The following is a 16718-nucleotide window of genomic DNA, read 5'->3' as shown; positions in this document are numbered from 1 at the left end:
AGGTGAACGTGGATGTTTATCGATTATGTAAATATATTTATTAAGTCTGGCGATGGTGGAAACGGGATGGTTGCCTTTCGCCGTGAAAAGTACGTACCAGATGGTGGTCCTGCAGGAGGGGACGGAGGTAAAGGTGGCGATATAATCTTTCGTGTTGATGAAGGATTACGTACACTTATGGATTTCCGTTACCAAAAGCACTTTAAGGCAGATCGTGGAGAGCACGGTCGTTCAAAGAACCAACACGGAAAGAATGCGAATCCGTCGATCGTTCTCGTGCCACCAGGTACAGTCGTAAAAGACAAAGAATCAGGCGCTGTTATTGCTGATTTAACAGAACACAACGAGGAAGCTCTCGTTGCAAAAGGTGGACGTGGTGGACTTGGGAACACTCGTTTTGCCACGCCGAAGAACCCTGCACCTGAACATGCAGAAAACGGTGAACCAGGAATTGAACGAGAATTAATTCTCGAATTGAAATTGCTCGCAGATGTAGGATTAATCGGGTTCCCGAGTGTTGGGAAGTCAACATTCTTATCTGTAGCAACGTCTGCAAAGCCTAAAATTGCAGACTACCCATTTACGACAATTAAACCTAATCTTGGTGTTGTTCAATCAGAAGACGGACGCAGTTTCGTACTTGCTGATCTTCCAGGATTAATTGAAGGTGCACATGAAGGCGTTGGACTTGGTCACCAGTTCTTACGACACATTGAACGTACAAAAGTACTCGTTCACCTTATTGACGTTTCAGGTTTGAGCGGTCGAGATCCTTACGAAGATTACGTAACGATCAACGAAGAAATTAAAGCGTACAATGAGGTGCTCACAAAGCGCCCACAAATCGTCGTAGCAAACAAGACGGATATGCCAGATAGTGAAGAGACACTCAATGCATTTCTTGAGAAGTTGGATGATGACAATGTCACGGTTTATCGACTATCTACACTAAACCGTCAAGGGTTACATGCTCTTATTGAAACGATTGTAAATGAGCTTGAAAATGCGCCTGAAATCGACGCTTTTGAGAAGAGTGAAGAAGAGCAAGAAGGTGTGTTATATAAATACACGAAAAAAGAGCCGTTCGTCATTACACGCGATGATGAGGGTACGTATGTGTTATCTGGTGAAGAGCTTGAACGTAAAATTGTCATGCTTGACTTAAACCGTACAGAAAGTGCGAGACGTTTCTCTCGTACGATGAGACAAATGGGTGTTGACCAGGCGCTACGTGAACGTGGAGCCAAAGATGGCGACCTCGTGCGTCTTGCCGGAATTGAATTTGAATTTATCGATGAATAAGTAATGTTTTGGTGGTGAGGGCTATGGCAGAAGAAATTGATCAATTTTATCTTGTTCGAGAAGATATGTTGACCGAGGCAATGCAAAAGACATTACGAGCCAAAGTATTATTAGAAAACGGTTCAGCTGAAACGATCGGTGAGGCCGTTAAACAAGTGGATTTAAGTCGAAGTGCATTTTATAAATACCGTGATGCAGTTTTTCCATTTCATACGATGATTCAAGAGAAGATCATTACCTTTTCAATTCATCTTGCTGACCGCTCTGGTGCATTGTCGAATTTGCTTAGAATTGTAGCGAATACCGATTCAAATGTGCTAACGATTAACCAGACGATCCCACTCGGCGGTCGAGCGAATATTACGCTCACCGTCGATACGAGCATGGTCAATGTGGAAATTCAACAACTGATGGCAGATATAAAAGCGATGGAAGCAGTAGAAAAAGTAGAAATCATCGGCTCTGGCGCTGCTGGAGTATAGATGAATAGAAGAGATGGAGTGGAGTTTGTGACGAATAAAGTAGCTTTTTTAGGACCAGCGGGTACGTTTACTGAAATTGCTGCCCGAGCGTTTTTGCCAGATGCAAAGCGTATGCCTTATAAAGACATTCCGAGTACGTTACATGCACTTGAAAAAAACCAAGTTGATGCAGCCGTCGTTCCTTTAGAAAATACAATTGAAGGATCCGTAAACATATCGCTTGATTATTTAATTCATAAACACGATTTTCCGATCATTGGAGAAGTGGCCATCCCAATTGCACAACATTTACTTGTTCACCCATCCGTAAACGACTTGCATGACATTGATACCGTTTATTCGCACCCACACGCCATTGCTCAATGCCACGAATTTATTACCGGAGAATTAGATGAGGTTGAACAAAAGTTTGCAACTTCAACGGCTCAGGCGGCAAGAGAAGTGAGTGAGAATGAACATACGAACATAGCTGCAATTGCAAATGAATTAGCAGCTGAAAAATATGGATTAAAAGTAATACAAGAAAACATTCATGACTTTACGAACAATCACACGCGATTTGTTCTCGTATCGCCTAATGATGTGGCACCAAGCTTCTTAAAAGCCAATGAACAGCATAGCAAAACGAAAGTGGTCGTGACATTACCTTCAGATTTCTCTGGGGCATTGCATCAAGTGCTTTCGGCATTTGCTTGGCGTAAACTAAACTTAACAAAAATTGAATCGCGTCCAACAAAAACCGGACTCGGTAACTATTTCTTTATTATTGATGTGGAACATGCGTATGATGAAGTTTTGTTGCCAGGTGCTTTAGAAGAACTAAAAGCGCTCGGATGTGAGACTCGCGTACTCGGCACTTACCCATCACTATTTGTTCAAGTAAAAGAACGCTCGCTCTAACGAAACGAATACTCCTCGTAACTCGTGCATATCTTGTATGGGAAGAACCAATTGGTAACGGATCATACGGGTTACGGGAGGGACATTAATTGTGAAAATTCATATTGTGCAAAAAGGCGATACGTTATGGAACTTAGCGAAGAAATATGATGTGAACTTTGAGGAACTTAAAGCAGCAAACACGCAAATTGCAAACCCTGATATGGTAATGCCTGGAATGAAAATTAAAGTTCCGGGAAAAGGCGTTCAAGCTAAAAAAGAAGTACAGGTAAAGTCCAAAAAGGCAGAACCTGCAAAAGACTACACGGTTAAAGAGCAGCCTGCTCCGAAAAAGGAGCAACCAAAAGCGAAAGAAGCCCCTGCAGTGAAGCCGCCGCCGATGAAAATGCCAAAGATGGAAGTACCAAAAAAAGAATACAAAGTTGAGCCGAAAAAAGTTCCTCAAAAAGAAACGAAAAAGCCTGTGCCATCAAAAATGACAAAGCCAGCTCCTGCAAAGGTTGAGAAGAAAGTTGAGAAAAAACCGGTCATGAAAGAACAAGAGAAACCGCAAAAGCCAATGCCGAAACCTCAACCGCAAATGCACGTTCAGCCTCAGCCGATGCCAATGCAACATCCTTGTATGGAGTCTTATCCGTCTTATGGACACATGAATTATGGTCAACCAGTACCGCCGCATTTAATGCAATATTGTTATCCGTGTGCACCTTCAATGTATCCTGGTGCGATGCCTTATCAGCAAATGGCACCACCGATGATGCATCACGGTCACGGGTATGAATCGTATCCATTTGCAGAAGGCTATAGTTATGAGAACCTTCCTTATGAGTTACAATATCAAGGCTCATATGATGTGCCGAACCATCGAGGACATGAAGGTTCAATTGCGCAGATGACGTCTCCATATATGGGTTATGCTCCGGTTGATCCATATGGTTATTATGCTCAACCGATGTATCCGCCAAACTACTATCAGCCAACAAGTCCGGATGACGAACAGAAAGAGTAAGTTGGAGAGCTTTCCTCTTTATAACAGGTGTATCAATTCCCCCTTTATCACATCCTAGGTGTGAGGGGGGATTTTTCTTTTATGAAAAAATTTGCACTGTCAATTACAGCTTGTACAATGCTTGCTGCAGGACTTGCCGGATGTGGTGGAAATAATAACGCTGCAGAACCAATTCCTGATCGAGTAAATTACGACATGAATTACGTCAATGATTACCGCGGAGCAGATCATGATTATGAGATGACCCGTGCAAATCGTGGAGATCGTGGGGAAGGACCAATTACTGACATGTTAACGGTTGACGATCGCACGACAAGAACAGAGCGCCATGATAGCACTCATAACGTTAATGACGGAATGGGAAGTTCGTGGGCTTATGGTAATCCACGTGATGTCGTCGATAAAGACCATTATACGCAAGGTGAACGAGATGCCAATCAGGCACGTTTCCAAAAGTATAATGGCGAAACTGGGGATCACCCTGGTATGGTAAATGAACGTGGTCAGCTAAACAATGACCACCATCAAGGTCACACTACAAAGTACAACAACAGTACTGAACATGACCTTGAAAGAACGATTGACCATGCAGTAGAAAACATGGATCGCATTGGTGATAGTCATGTTGTTGTTGATGGAGACCATGTCGTCATAGCAGTTCGCGGAAGTAACATCGATGATGATCTGAAGGCGAAAATTAAAAATACCGTTGAAGATCATACGAACAAAACCGTGTATGTCACCGATGATGATGAGATGTTCGGGAAAGTCCGTAACGTCACACGTGATATCCGTAATGCTGGTGGGGAAATGGTCGATGAAACAAGAGCGACTTTTGAAGATATGCTTGGTGACCTTGGCAATATGGCCGAGCGCCCATTTGAACGTAGTCGCTAACCAACAAGCGCAAAAGGACTCCAGTCCTTTTGCGCTTTACTAATTCGTGATATATTTACATATTGGGGAGGAATGACAATGGCTGGACATTCTAAATGGAACAACATAAAAAGGCGTAAAGAAGCTCAAGATTCAAAACGAGCGAAAGTATTTACAAAAATTACGAAAGAAATTTTTGCGTCTGTTCGTGCAGGTGGCGATGATCCTGCTACCAACCTAAGACTTCGCCTTGCTATACAAAAAGGTAAAGAGGCAAACTTACCAAGTGATAATATAGAAAGAACTATTAAAAAAGCTGCAGGAAATCAAGATGGCGTTACGTATGAAGAAATTACGTACGAAGGGTATGGACCAGGAGGGGCAGCAATCTTCATTGACGTGTTAACGGACAACAGAAACCGGACGGTGGCAGATTTACGCTACGCGTTTTCACGAAATGGGGGCAACCTTGGTGAAGCGGGATCGGTATCTTTTCTTTTCGAAGATGCTGGCATAATTGTTATCCATTTAGGCGATCTTGATGAAGAAGAGCTTATGCTAGAAGCGATTGAAGCAGGAGCATTAGAGTTTGAAGTTGAAGAACATACAGCGCTGATTACAACCGCTTACGGTGATCTTCAAGATGTAAAAAAAGCACTCGTTGATGCAGGTTATACCATTGAGACCTCTGAACTCACAAAGATCCCAACAGTCACGACTCAACTTAACCCAGAACAAGAGGAAACGATGGTAAAGCTCATTGATAAACTTGAAGACAATGACGATGTTCAAAACGTTTATCACAATGCTGAGCTTTCCTAAGAATACGTGTTCCCATTGAAGTGAGCGTTATGCTACACTGAAGAGAAACGATGGAAAAGGGGACAATCCATGTATGAACGTTTAAGTGGGGCGATTGTTTATCGTGACCACGAGTCTGTCACTGTCGACATTCATGGTGTCGGTTATCACGTCTACTGTGCAAATCCATTTGCGTATGAAATTAACGAGAGTGCAACAGTAAACGTATTTATTTATACACATATCATTCAAGATGCGATTAAGCTGTTCGGCTTTAAGTCGAGAGAAGAGCGCGTGCTCTTTAGTCGATTGTTGCAAGTGTCAGGAATTGGTCCGAAAGGGGCTTTAGCGGTGCTTGCTGAGGGGAATTCCAAAGTCGTGATTCAAGCCATTGAAGAAGAGAATGAAACGATGTTGACGAAGTTCCCTGGAATTGGCAAGAAAACGGCGAGACAAATGATTCTTGATCTTAAAGGCAAGCTTGACTTCGTTATGGATGAAGAACAATTGATGGCTACTGGACCGTTGTTTGCTAAAGAAAGCGACGCCTTAGATGAAGCCATGGATGCTCTACGAGCGCTCGGTTACGGTGAGCGTGAGATTAAGAAAGCAGAGAAGGCATTACAAGGAAACGATTTGACTGCTGATGAATACGTAAGGCAAGCCCTTCGATTATTTGTTGAACGGTAAAGGGGGGGATTTAAGTGGACGACCGCGTCATTTCAAAAGAAGCGTTAACGAAGGAAGAAGAACAGTTAGACCAAGGGATTCGACCGCTTAGTTTTGCGGATTATATCGGGCAAGATCAAGTGAAAAAGAATTTACAAGTCTTTATTCAAGCTGCCAAACTTCGTGAAGAAAGCTTAGATCACGTGTTGTTGTATGGTCCTCCAGGTCTTGGAAAGACGACTCTTGCTACAATTATTGCACACGAGATGGGCGTTAATATTCGAACGACATCTGGACCAGCAATCGACCGACCCGGTGATTTGGCTGCGATTCTGACGACGCTCGAGCCAGGCGATGTTCTTTTTATCGATGAAATCCATCGGTTAAATCGTTCAGTTGAAGAAGTGTTATACCCTGCGATGGAAGACTTTTGTTTGGATATTGTGATTGGCAAAGGAACAGAGGCGAAGTCGATGCGATTGGACCTTCCTCCGTTTACACTCGTTGGAGCAACGACGAGGGCTGGCATGTTGAGCGCACCGTTACGCGATCGTTTTGGTGTGTTGAGTCGGCTTGAATATTATTCTCTTGAGGAACTAGCGTCGATTGTAATACGTAGTAGTAAGTTGCTTTCTTTAGAAATGAAAGAACAAGCAGCACTCGAAATTGCAAGACGTTCTCGTGCCACACCGCGAATTGCAAATCGACTGTTACGACGCGTTAGAGACTTCGCGCAAGTGTCAGACAGTGGAACGGCAGTCGGCTATGAAGCGACGGAAAAGGCGTTAGAGCAACTACAAGTCGATCCGCTAGGGCTTGATCCTAATGACGTGCGCTTACTTTCAATGATCGTTCAGAAGTTCAAAGGTGGTCCAGTTGGGCTCGAGACGATGGCAGCGATGGTTGGAGAGGAATCAGAAACAATTGAAGACGTTTATGAGCCTTATCTGTTACAGATCGGCTTTTTGCAACGTACACCGAGAGGAAGACTCGTGACGCCGCTAGCGTATGAACACTTTAATTTCGATAAGGGAGATGTCTAAACGTTGGCAGAGTTTCCAAAATGGCTCGTAATTATAGGTGTTACACTCATTGCGATCGGTTTGTTATGGCAAGTTGGCGGGAAGTTTTTGCCGTTAGGTAAACTGCCTGGTGATTTTATTTTTCGCGGCGAGAATACGACGGTGTATTTTCCGATTGTGACGTCGATTATCATTAGTGTTGTTTTATCATTGGTGCTATTTTTAATCGGGCGTTTTCGTTAATTAGATGCAGGAGTGACCACGATGAAAGTAAAAGACTTTGATTTTGATTTACCTGAGGAGTTGATTGCTCAAACTCCTTTAGAACAACGAGATACATCAAAATTATTAATGCTAGATGCTGATGACGGTAGTGTACGACATGAAACGTTCCAGCATATTGTATCTTTATTTGAGCCTGGAGATTGTCTCGTACTGAACGATACGAAAGTGATCCCGGCACGCGTTTTCGGTACGAAAGAACAAGGAGGCGCAAACATTGAGTGCTTGCTTTTGAAAGATGAAGGAAATGATACGTGGGAAGCACTCGTAAAGCCTGCCAAACGCGTTAAAGTTGGTACGACCATTTCATTTGGAGATGGCAGATTAAAAGCAACGTGTACGGAGATTCTTGCTCATGGAGGACGGAAGTTGTCGTTTTCTTACGAAGGCGTCTTTCTTGAAGTGCTTGAAAGCTTAGGAGAAATGCCACTACCTCCATATATTACGGAGCGCTTGGATGAACAAGATCGTTATCAGACGGTATTTGCTAAGCGTTCAGGTGCAGCAGCAGCACCAACTGCAGGTTTGCACTTTACCGAACAACTGCTGGGCGAGTTAAAAGACCGAGGTGTGAACATCTGTTATATTACGCTCCACGTTGGCCTTGGGACGTTTCGTCCGGTAAGTGTAGACATGATTGAAGAGCATGACATGCATGCGGAGTTTTACGAGATGAATGATGCAACAGCGACGGTTTTGAATGAAGCGAAATCAGCTGGACGTTCAATCGTTGCTTGTGGAACGACTTCAGCGAGAACTCTTGAGACGATCGTTAATGAACATGAAGTTTTTACAGCATGTTCTGGCTGGACAGATATTTTCATTTTTCCAGGTTACGAATGGAAAGCGATTGATGGATTGATTACGAATTTCCATTTGCCAAAATCAACATTAATGATGCTCGTTAGTGCCTTTTCTAGTCGAGAGCACATTATGAATGCGTATAAAGAAGCCATAGCAAAGCGCTACCGCTTCTTTAGTTTTGGCGATGCGATGGTTATGAAGAAAGGAATCAACAACTAATGACAGCCGTGTATTATGAACATATTAAGACATGCAAGCAGTCTGGGGCTAGGCTTGGAAAAGTGCATACGCCTCACGGAAGCTTTGATACGCCAATGTTTATGCCAGTCGGGACACTCGCAACCGTAAAAATGATGAGTCCTGACGAGCTAAAAGAGATGGATGCACAAATCATTCTTTCAAACACATACCATTTATGGTTACGTCCTGGAGAAGATTTGATTCGCGAAGCTGGCGGATTGCACTCATTTATGAATTGGGATCGTCCAATCTTAACCGATTCTGGTGGATTTCAAGTGTTTAGTTTGAGTAAACTCCGCGACATTGACGAAGAAGGTGTACGTTTTCGCAATCATATTAGCGGAGAGAAGCTTTTCCTATCACCTGAGAAAGCGATGCAAATTCAACATGCATTAGGGTCTGACATTATGATGGCATTTGATGAATGCCCTCCATATCCTGCTGAGTACAAGTATATGAAAGATAGCGTAGAACGTACGAGTCGTTGGGCAGAGCGTTGTCTCCGTGAACATGAAGGCAATACGACTCAAGGGTTGTTTGGTATTGTTCAAGGTGGGGAGTATAAAGACTTGAGACGTCAAAGCGCTGAGGATCTCGTATCAATGGATTTCCCAGGCTATGCGATCGGTGGTTTATCCGTAGGGGAGCCGAAACATGTCATGAACAAAGTGCTTGAAGAAACGATGCCGCATTTACCTGACAACAAGCCAAGGTACTTGATGGGAGTCGGTTCCGCGGACGCCCTTATTGACGGTGCGATTCGTGGTGTGGATATGTTTGATTGTGTATTGCCAACAAGAATTGGTCGTAACGGGACGTGTATGACTTCTGAAGGTCGTAAAGTCATTCGTAATGCTGAATTTGCTCGCGATTTCCGTCCAATTGATGAGAAATGTGATTGCTATGCGTGTAAAAATTATTCAAGAGCATACATTCGTCATTTAGTTAAGAGCAAAGAAGCGTTCGGTTTTCGTTTAACCTCTTACCATAACTTGTATTTCCTGCTAAACTTAATGGTGAACGTTCGTGAGGCGATTAAAGAGGACCGTCTTCTTGATTTCAAAGAAGAGTTTTTTGAGCAATATGGTTTTAATCGTCCAGATGCAAAGAACTTCTAAATGAGGGTTTGCAGTTTAAAATATTGTACATGAAAAGCAAAAAGTGGTACATGTACAATAAGGAAAGGAGTGAACATAGATGGCATTAGAACCTATTATTATGCTCGTTCTGATGTTTGCAATCGTCTATTTCCTGCTCATTCGTCCGCAGCAAAAGCGTCAGAAGCAGGTACGTGAGATGCATTCGAACTTGCAAAAAGGCGATGACATCATCACAATCGGCGGATTGCATGGAACAATTGATGCAATTGATGAAGAGAAAATTGTTTTGCTAGTTAACGATAATCGTAAGCTAACATATGATCGTTCAGCAGTACGTGAAGTAGTTAACCAAAACTAATTAAAAACCCGAAGCAGTTACTCACTGCTTCGGGTTTTTGCGTCTCTTTTAACGTATTGAAGAACGAATACCAACACCAATCATGCCTCCAACCATCGCAGTGACAAGACATAATGAAAACAATAAAAGTTGAGAAAGCATAATCGCATTGCCATATCCAAGGTATTGAATTGTAATCGCTAAGATGACAAACATCGCACCAGCTAGTAAGCCGAATAACCACCCTTTAGCCCCTGCTTTCATTGCAGCGACCATGCCACCAATAAACGTGATGATCAGCGTAATTGCCATCGTAACCCCGCCGATCGAGTGCTCAGATATTGAACTTAACCGTAAAATTGTTGCTAAGATTAAACTGCTAGCTAATACGAGACAGAGCATCGTTAGCAATGAACCACCAATTGCTCTCGTAAAAGTGTGATCCATACTGTTCCTCCTCTAAATTGAAGTTGTCAACGCTTGACCGTGTTCGTCTACTTAAACATATGCAGAAGTTGCTTTGATAGAAGAAAAAGTTACATGAGCTTACAACAGTTGAGGAATACTACTCGTTAATGAGTTACGAGGAGCGAATACATTGGAAGAGTTGTTCTCAATTTTTTGGCGTGTGCTTTTTTATTATTTCTTTTTGTTAATAGCGATTCGTGTGATGGGAAAGCGCGAAGTCGGTGAGCTAACACTTCTTGATTTTATTGTTTCCATTATGATTGCAGAATTTGCAGTTAAAGGAATTGAAGAGCGCAATATTATAATTGGTACGTTTCCGATCGTTGTGTTAGCATGTACACAAATTATATTAGCGTACGTATCGTTGAAAAGTAATCGGATGAGGGATCTATTAGACGGGGTACCTTCATTAATTATTGAAAACGGCAAAGTGAATGAAACGGAAATGCGTAAACAGCGGTACAACTTTGATGACTTGTTGCTACAGTTAAGGCAACACGATATTACGGACTTTTCTAGAGTGGCATATGCGGTACTTGAGCCTTCCGGTGATTTGTCGGTGATTGAAATTGAAACGACTGCAGGAGATGTCGTGTTTCCCTTTCCTTTCATTATTGATGGTGAAGTTCAAAAGAAACATTTAAACCATATCGGGAAAAGTCGGGATTGGTTAGTGAAAGAGCTTATGAAGCGAGGGTATACCGATCTCAAAAAAATTGCTGTTTGTTCAGGAAGTCGAAATGGTCACTTGATTATCGATGAGAAGCACTGAGTCATAGAAAAGCCTCCAGGTTAAATGGAGGCCTTTTATCCTAACGAAACAGTGATTGAAGTATCGGCAAACGACTGATATTCTTGAAATGAAGCAATCGAAAGATAAATAGTCCGATCATGTAGACAAAAAGTGAAATGACAATGCTTAAAAGTGTACCTGAAAGCATATGGTCTGCTGTAACAAACGTTTTAAAGCTCATCGTGGCAGCGCCAACGGTGAGGAGGGTGACGATGGCGGTATTCACCCAATCTTTAATGCGAATCGTAAATCCGACAGCTCGTGAGACACTTATGAAATGAAGCAAAGTTACGAGCACCATACTACAACAGATGGCAAGGGCAACGCCCATCATTCCAAGCTCAGGACGAGAAGCTAGAAAAGCAATCGCTGTAATTTTTACGACAGCGCCAATCAAACTGTTGTACATCGCGGATTTGGCAAGGTTGAGTGCTTGCAAAATTGCTTGCAACGGCCCTTGAAAGTATAAAAATATACAAAATGGAGCCATTAGTTTTAAATAGATTGCAGCTTGGGGTGCATGATACATGAGCGTTAAAATCGGGACTGCAAATACATACAGCACAACGATTGAGATCCCACCGGACAATAAAGCCACTTTTGTTGTCTGTTGAAGTCGCCTCTGTATGAGGGTGTGGTCATTTTTGCTGTGTGCTTCACTAATGGCAGGTACGAGTGAGACTGATAAGCCATATGTGATAAATGAAGGTAAGAATAGGAGCGGTACGACAAAGCCACTCAATTCACCGTATTGGCTCGTAGCAAGCACCGTCGCAACGCCTGCAACAGCTAAGCTTTGTGCGACAACGATTGGCTCAAGGAATAGGGAGACACTTCCTACGAGTCGACTGCCAGTCGTTGGCAAGGCAATCTCCATTAAGTCTTTAAATGTTTGTTTCCCGCCTTCGAGGGCGCTCATAAAGTTTTTGCGAACTTTTAACGTTTTTTTCCGTTTAAATACGTAAATGATGTAAAGTAAAGAGGCGAGTTCCCCGAGTACAGCAGAAATCATTGCACCTGCGGCCGCAAATTCAACGCCGTATGGCAGTAAAGCACTCGTACAAATGGCTACAAATGCGATACGTACAACTTGTTCAATCACTTGTGCGATTGCAATCGGACGCATGTTTTGCATGCCTTGGAAATAGCCACGAACAACGGCAGATAATGCCACGATTGGTACAATTGGAATGATGGCAAGGAGCGGGTATAGTGCTCTTGCGTCGGTTAACATCCATTCAGCGAGAAATGGTGCAATCACGATAATGAGTAGGGTGAAGATTACACTTAGTATACCGGTTACTGTGAGTGACACGACGAGAATGCGTTTTTTTCGCATTCGATCGCCATTCGCGTCGGCTTCAGCAATTAATTTTGAGATTGCTACGGGTAAACCGAGTTGTGTTAAGGTGATGACGAGTAAAAATGTCGGAATCGCCATCATATACAAACCCATTCCTTCAGAGCCCATGATTCTAGCAACAACAATCTTATTTACGAAACCGAGTATTCGTGTTACCAACCCGGCGATAATTAAGATTAACGCGCCTGCAAAAAACGATTGCTTGGACATAGCCGCCCTCCTCGATGTTAGACATTTAAGGGTTGTCCGTTTTACATATGTATGCCGAAGTTGTCCAAGCATGACTAGTTGATGAACCTGATCACAAAAGAGGTGAAGTGAAGTGAATCCGCAACAGTTTGACGTGTGGAAAGATGATTTAGAGCCTGTTTTAATTTTGAAAGTAGATGAATTTCAATTACTAGGTTACGAAGAAGCGACAAAAGAACTCGTTTGGCAAGCAGGAATCCAGAAACTTCGAAAACAACCGGAGTTCGTTCCGTTTTATCAATTTGTTAATTCGTTTATGCGGTTGTCAGTGACAGATTATATGAATCATGTTACGATTTCAGCTTATCGAGGCGAGATGGACGGGATGGATTCGGGTCGTAATGATTTAGAAAGTTTACTCGATGATGTACTACGTCATTGACACTCAATTTTCTACGTCCGTATAATAGAGATATTGTGCCAAATCAACTGTATATGTTTTACATATCAGAACGTGATTGTTTTGTTCACTAAGGAGGACCTCTTATGGGTAAAAAAGGGCTGAGAATTGGTGCGTTTTTCGCCATTGTCATTGCTCTTGGCGTACTCATCGCACAAACAGCGACTGATGTAGCGAGAGATACAAATTTAGGATTAGATTTACAAGGCGGTTTTGAAGTGTTGTACGAGCTTCAGCCTGATGATGGAGAGTTGACACAAGAAGACATCCAATCAACCGCAACCGCTTTGAATCAACGTGTTAACGTACTGGGTGTATCTGAACCTGCGATATCTGTTGAGGGAGAAGACAGAATACGTGTTCAACTCCCAGGCGTTGAAGATCAACAAACAGCTCGAGAAACACTTGGTACTGAAGCTGAATTATCATTCCGTGATATTGATGACAACTTATTAATGACAGGGGAGTCGCTTCAACAAGGGGGATCACAAGCAACATTTAATGAGAACAATGAGCCGATTGTCTCATTAACAATTAGTGATGGAGAATTGTTCGGAGAGATTACAACGGAACTTGCTCAAAAATCATATCCAGAAAACTTACTCGTTATTTGGCTTGATTATGAAGAAGGCATGAGCTTTGAAGAGGAAGCGCAAAAAGAAGATCCGGCATTTATGTCAGCAGCGACGGTACAACAAACGTTAACGACAGATGCAAGTATTACGGGAAACTTTACACTTGAAGAAACAGAATTTCTAGCAGATATTTTGAATGCAGGCTCATTGCCGGTTTCTCTTGAAGAAGTGTACTCGAATGCAGTTGGGGCATCACTTGGTGAGCAAGCATTACAACAAACATTGTTTGCCGGTATGATAGGTGTGGCCTTGATCTTTCTTTATATGATCGGTTACTACCGATTTATGGGTATCATTGCGGCGATTACGCTTTCCGTTTATATTTACCTCGTTATGATTTTCTTTAATGCGATCCAAGGTGTACTTACGTTACCTGGTATTGCTGCACTCATACTTGGTGTCGGTATGGCAGTCGATGCAAACATATTAACGTATGAGCGGATTAAGGAAGAATTGAAAGACGGGAAATCAGTGAAATCTGCATACATTGCAGGAAGTCGTAGAGCTTTAGGAACGATTATTGACGCCAACATTACGACAATCATTGCCGCAGCAGTGATGTTCTATTTCGGAACAAGCGCAGTACAGGGATTTGCGGTCATGTTAATTGTTAGTATTCTAACAAGCTTTATTACAGCGGTCTGGGGTGCGAGACTCTTACTTGGATTATGGGTCAATAGTCGTGCGTTAAATCGTAAGTATTGGCTATTCGGTGTGAAGGGACGTGATGTTCGTGGACTTTAATATGGCGAATAAGAACATTGACCTTATTAAACATCGAAAGAAGTATTTTGGTCTTTCCATTATCATTGTATTAATCGGAGCTATTTTACTTTCAACGGTAGGTCTTAACTTAGGGATTGACTTTGAAAGTGGTACTCGTGTAGATGTTGCTTCAAGTGAGACGTTAACAGAAGAAGAAGTTGCAGATCACTTTATACAGGCCGGGGGCTATGAGCCTGATGATATTACACTTGCCGGTGATAATAATGAACAAGCATCCGCACGGTTTATTGGTGCGATGCCTCAAGAAGATGTAACGGCCATTCAAAGCTACTTTATTGATGAATTTGGTGAAGAACCAAGTGTAAGTACGGTTTCACCACAAATCGGTCGAGAACTTGCACAAAATGCGATCATCGCAACGCTTATAGCGGCGTTTGGAATCGTCATTTATGTTGCATTTCGATTTGAATTTTTATATGGTGTTGCAGCCGTGGTTGCGCTTTTATATGATGCGTTTTTCGTCTTGACGATGTTTAGCATCTTTCAACTAGAAGTAAACATTCCATTTATTGCAGCCATATTAACCGTTGTTGGTTATTCGATCAATGATACGATCGTAACATTTGACCGAATAAGAGAGAATATGAAGAAACAAGATGAAATCAAAGGGTTTGATCATCTTGCAAAAGTAGTAAACGATAGTTTACTTCAAACGTTAACGCGCTCGATTAATACGGTATTAACCGTTTTGTTCGCAGCGGTTGCGATTTGGTTACTCGGTAGTTCAGCGATTATGTCGTTTGCTTTTGCGATCGTTATTGGTCTGATTGCCGGAACGTATTCTTCATTGTTCCTTGCAGCTCAACTTTGGCTCGTTATGAAACATCGTTCTCTTGAAAGACAAAAGAATAAACCTGTAGAGGCCGAAGAATACTAAGTCAGATACCCCTTCAAGATGAAGGGGTATCTTTACCGTCCATATCTATGAGAAGGGAGTGGGGGAAGACGTGGATACAGCCACAAAGGAGCGCTACAAAAAAATAAATTTTGCTGCTTGGTTAGGGATTGTTATTAATATCGTCTTAGCACTCGTCAAAGGCATTGTTGGGGTTTTTGCAAACAGTCGAGCATTGATTGCTGATGCTGTCCATTCAGCAGCCGATGTGGTGACGTCCTTTGCCGTTTTAATTGGTGTGCGAGCAGCAGAGTTACCTCCAGATAAAGATCATCCATATGGACACGGCAAAGCCGAATCGATTACAGCCATCATCGTGAGTGTGTTACTATTTATGGTCGGTTTAGAAATTGCGATGAGTACGTTCGGGGACATCGGTTCAGAAAACCCAGTTCCACAAATGATCGCGCTATATGTGATCATCATTTCCATCATCATTAAGGAGCTTTTGTTTCGTTATAAGCTTCATTTGGGGAGAAAGTACAATAGCGAAGCGATCATTACGGATGCATGGCATCACCGCTCAGATGCCTATTCTTCAATCGCAGCAATGGCCGGGATTATTGCTTCGTTACTCGGTGCCCACTTTGGCATTGCGTGGTTGATGTACGGTGACATGTTTGCAGGAATTCTCGTTGCTGTACTCGTTATGGTGATGGCATTTAAACTCGGAAAAGATGCTGTTCACAATGCGCTTGATCACGTTTTGCATGATGAGGATACGGTAGAGATGAAGCAAAATGTACGAAAAGTAGTAGGTGTGTATCATATTGATGAGTTTCATGCAAGAGAGCATGGACATTACGTAATTGTAGATATTAAAATAGGAGTAGATCCGACAATTTCTGTACGTGAAGGTCATGACATTGCTAAGAATGTCAAGGCAGTGCTTATGGAAGAAGAACGTGTGCGCAACGTACTCGTTCATGTAAATCCATTAGATGAAGTGGAAGATGAGACTGGAGTGAACGAACAATGAGAGGGCAATGGACATTAATCTTAGGGTTAGTTGCGGCATTAATCATTTCAATCTTTGCAGTGATCAATGTAGATTCTGTAACGGTAGACTTTATGTTTACAACAGCTCAAGTGCCACTGATCTTAATTATTCTAGGCTCGGTATTAATGGGCGGTGTTATTGTTGGGGCGGTTGGACTACTTAAGGTGTACAAACTCCAACAAGAAATAAAACGTCTAAAGAAAAATCAACAAGAAGGCCGACAAGTAAGCGATCATCCAGATCCCGTTGATAATAACGACGAAAATCAAGAAAACGAAACGACATGAAAAGTTCATTGTCGTTCC

Annotated in this window: 20 protein-coding genes; 18 read left to right on the top strand and 2 right to left on the bottom strand. The window is 42.4% G+C overall.

Annotated elements, in window-relative coordinates:
* Window positions 1-12: 12 nt before the first annotated feature.
* The 12 genes from obgE to yajC all read left to right on the top strand — a co-directional run bounded on the left by obgE (window position 13) and on the right by yajC (window position 9845).
* Window positions 13-1302, top strand: coding sequence for a GTPase ObgE (obgE, locus tag JOD17_RS14760; RefSeq protein ID WP_204698672.1), 1290 nt, complete (start codon window positions 13-15; stop codon window positions 1300-1302).
* Between the two features lie 23 nt (window positions 1303-1325).
* Window positions 1326-1784, top strand: a complete 459-nt coding sequence (locus JOD17_RS14755; RefSeq protein WP_042359425.1) for an ACT domain-containing protein — start codon at window positions 1326-1328, stop codon at window positions 1782-1784.
* Window positions 1785-1811: 27 nt separating this feature from the next.
* The gene (gene pheA / locus JOD17_RS14750; protein WP_420827943.1) at window positions 1812-2684 is read left to right on the top strand and encodes a prephenate dehydratase; all 873 of its coding nucleotides are present in this window, start codon (window positions 1812-1814) and stop codon (window positions 2682-2684) included.
* Between the two features lie 91 nt (window positions 2685-2775).
* Window positions 2776-3693, top strand: coding sequence for a SafA/ExsA family spore coat assembly protein (gene safA / locus JOD17_RS21570; RefSeq protein ID WP_204698669.1), 918 nt, complete (start codon window positions 2776-2778; stop codon window positions 3691-3693).
* A gap of 81 nt (window positions 3694-3774) precedes the next feature.
* The gene (locus tag JOD17_RS14740; RefSeq protein ID WP_204698667.1) at window positions 3775-4590 is read left to right on the top strand and encodes a YhcN/YlaJ family sporulation lipoprotein; all 816 of its coding nucleotides are present in this window, start codon (window positions 3775-3777) and stop codon (window positions 4588-4590) included.
* 78 nt (window positions 4591-4668) lie between these two features.
* A complete protein-coding gene (locus tag JOD17_RS14735; protein ID WP_204698665.1) occupies window positions 4669-5391 on the top strand; it encodes a YebC/PmpR family DNA-binding transcriptional regulator in 723 nt (240 codons plus the stop codon).
* A gap of 69 nt (window positions 5392-5460) precedes the next feature.
* Window positions 5461-6060, top strand: coding sequence for a Holliday junction branch migration protein RuvA (gene ruvA / locus JOD17_RS14730; RefSeq protein WP_204698663.1), 600 nt, complete (start codon window positions 5461-5463; stop codon window positions 6058-6060).
* A 14-nt stretch (window positions 6061-6074) separates the two neighbouring features.
* The gene (gene ruvB, locus JOD17_RS14725; protein WP_204698661.1) at window positions 6075-7082 is read left to right on the top strand and encodes a Holliday junction branch migration DNA helicase RuvB; all 1008 of its coding nucleotides are present in this window, start codon (window positions 6075-6077) and stop codon (window positions 7080-7082) included.
* A gap of 3 nt (window positions 7083-7085) precedes the next feature.
* A complete protein-coding gene (locus JOD17_RS14720; protein ID WP_042413361.1) occupies window positions 7086-7304 on the top strand; it encodes a DUF2905 domain-containing protein in 219 nt (72 codons plus the stop codon).
* A gap of 21 nt (window positions 7305-7325) precedes the next feature.
* Window positions 7326-8366 (top strand): tRNA preQ1(34) S-adenosylmethionine ribosyltransferase-isomerase QueA, encoded by a 1041-nt coding sequence (queA, locus tag JOD17_RS14715; protein ID WP_204698659.1) that lies wholly within the window; start codon window positions 7326-7328, stop codon window positions 8364-8366.
* Window positions 8366-9505 carry a tRNA guanosine(34) transglycosylase Tgt gene (gene tgt / locus JOD17_RS14710; protein ID WP_204698657.1) on the top strand — a complete coding sequence of 380 codons (1140 nt, stop codon included), beginning with the start codon at window positions 8366-8368 and terminating at the stop codon, window positions 9503-9505. The genes queA and tgt overlap by 1 nt, the downstream gene beginning before the upstream one ends.
* Before the next feature lie 79 nt (window positions 9506-9584).
* Window positions 9585-9845, top strand: coding sequence for a preprotein translocase subunit YajC (gene yajC / locus JOD17_RS14705; protein ID WP_042359433.1), 261 nt, complete (start codon window positions 9585-9587; stop codon window positions 9843-9845).
* A 48-nt stretch (window positions 9846-9893) separates the two neighbouring features.
* Here the strand turns inward: yajC and JOD17_RS14700 are convergent, their stop codons facing one another.
* Entirely contained in the window at window positions 9894-10271 is a 378-nt protein-coding gene (locus JOD17_RS14700; RefSeq protein WP_204698655.1) for a TIGR04086 family membrane protein, read from the bottom strand.
* 151 nt (window positions 10272-10422) lie between these two features.
* Here JOD17_RS14700 and JOD17_RS14695 point away from each other — a divergent pair, with 151 nt between their 5' ends.
* On the top strand, window positions 10423-11064 hold the full coding sequence (locus JOD17_RS14695; RefSeq protein ID WP_204698653.1) for a DUF421 domain-containing protein: 642 nt from the start codon (window positions 10423-10425) through the stop codon (window positions 11062-11064).
* 40 nt (window positions 11065-11104) lie between these two features.
* On the opposite strand, the gene spoVB is transcribed toward JOD17_RS14695, so the two are convergent.
* Entirely contained in the window at window positions 11105-12658 is a 1554-nt protein-coding gene (gene spoVB / locus JOD17_RS14690; RefSeq protein ID WP_204698651.1) for a stage V sporulation protein B, read from the bottom strand.
* Between the two features lie 112 nt (window positions 12659-12770).
* Here spoVB and JOD17_RS14685 point away from each other — a divergent pair, with 112 nt between their 5' ends.
* From JOD17_RS14685 to JOD17_RS14665, 5 genes are all read left to right on the top strand, one after another.
* Window positions 12771-13079 (top strand): post-transcriptional regulator, encoded by a 309-nt coding sequence (locus JOD17_RS14685; protein ID WP_042359436.1) that lies wholly within the window; start codon window positions 12771-12773, stop codon window positions 13077-13079.
* 104 nt (window positions 13080-13183) lie between these two features.
* Window positions 13184-14476 (top strand): protein translocase subunit SecD, encoded by a 1293-nt coding sequence (gene secD, locus JOD17_RS14680; protein WP_204698649.1) that lies wholly within the window; start codon window positions 13184-13186, stop codon window positions 14474-14476.
* On the top strand, window positions 14466-15395 hold the full coding sequence (gene secF, locus JOD17_RS14675; RefSeq protein ID WP_338028807.1) for a protein translocase subunit SecF: 930 nt from the start codon (window positions 14466-14468) through the stop codon (window positions 15393-15395). The genes secD and secF overlap by 11 nt, the downstream gene beginning before the upstream one ends.
* Before the next feature lie 70 nt (window positions 15396-15465).
* On the top strand, window positions 15466-16392 hold the full coding sequence (locus JOD17_RS14670) for a cation diffusion facilitator family transporter (RefSeq protein WP_204698647.1): 927 nt from the start codon (window positions 15466-15468) through the stop codon (window positions 16390-16392).
* Window positions 16389-16700, top strand: coding sequence for a LapA family protein (locus JOD17_RS14665; RefSeq protein WP_204698645.1), 312 nt, complete (start codon window positions 16389-16391; stop codon window positions 16698-16700). The genes JOD17_RS14670 and JOD17_RS14665 overlap by 4 nt, the downstream gene beginning before the upstream one ends.
* Window positions 16701-16718: the final 18 nt, after the last annotated feature.

The organism is Geomicrobium sediminis (assembly GCF_016908595.1).
GTDB classification, from domain to species: Bacteria; Bacillota; Bacilli; order Bacillales; family Marinococcaceae; genus Geomicrobium_A; species Geomicrobium_A sediminis.
Note: the sequence above shows the minus strand (reverse complement) of the source record. Positions and strands in the feature narration are given on the sequence as shown.

Bases quoted from the DNA above. Each gene is read 5' to 3' on its own strand.
- JOD17_RS14665 (WP_204698645.1), top strand. From the start codon at position 16,389: ATGAGAGGGCAATGGACATTAATCTTAGGGTTAGTTGCGGCATTAATC.
- obgE (WP_204698672.1), top strand. From the start codon at position 13: ATGTTTATCGATTATGTAAATATATTTATTAAGTCTGGCGATGGTGGA.
- queA (WP_204698659.1), top strand. From the start codon at position 7,326: ATGAAAGTAAAAGACTTTGATTTTGATTTACCTGAGGAGTTGATTGCT.
- ruvA (WP_204698663.1), top strand. From the start codon at position 5,461: ATGTATGAACGTTTAAGTGGGGCGATTGTTTATCGTGACCACGAGTCT.
- tgt (WP_204698657.1), top strand. From the start codon at position 8,366: ATGACAGCCGTGTATTATGAACATATTAAGACATGCAAGCAGTCTGGG.
- JOD17_RS14735 (WP_204698665.1), top strand. From the start codon at position 4,669: ATGGCTGGACATTCTAAATGGAACAACATAAAAAGGCGTAAAGAAGCT.
- JOD17_RS14740 (WP_204698667.1), top strand. From the start codon at position 3,775: ATGAAAAAATTTGCACTGTCAATTACAGCTTGTACAATGCTTGCTGCA.
- spoVB (WP_204698651.1), bottom strand. From the start codon at position 12,658: ATGTCCAAGCAATCGTTTTTTGCAGGCGCGTTAATCTTAATTATCGCC.
- JOD17_RS14700 (WP_204698655.1), bottom strand. From the start codon at position 10,271: ATGGATCACACTTTTACGAGAGCAATTGGTGGTTCATTGCTAACGATG.
- JOD17_RS14755 (WP_042359425.1), top strand. From the start codon at position 1,326: ATGGCAGAAGAAATTGATCAATTTTATCTTGTTCGAGAAGATATGTTG.
- secD (WP_204698649.1), top strand. From the start codon at position 13,184: ATGGGTAAAAAAGGGCTGAGAATTGGTGCGTTTTTCGCCATTGTCATT.
- yajC (WP_042359433.1), top strand. From the start codon at position 9,585: ATGGCATTAGAACCTATTATTATGCTCGTTCTGATGTTTGCAATCGTC.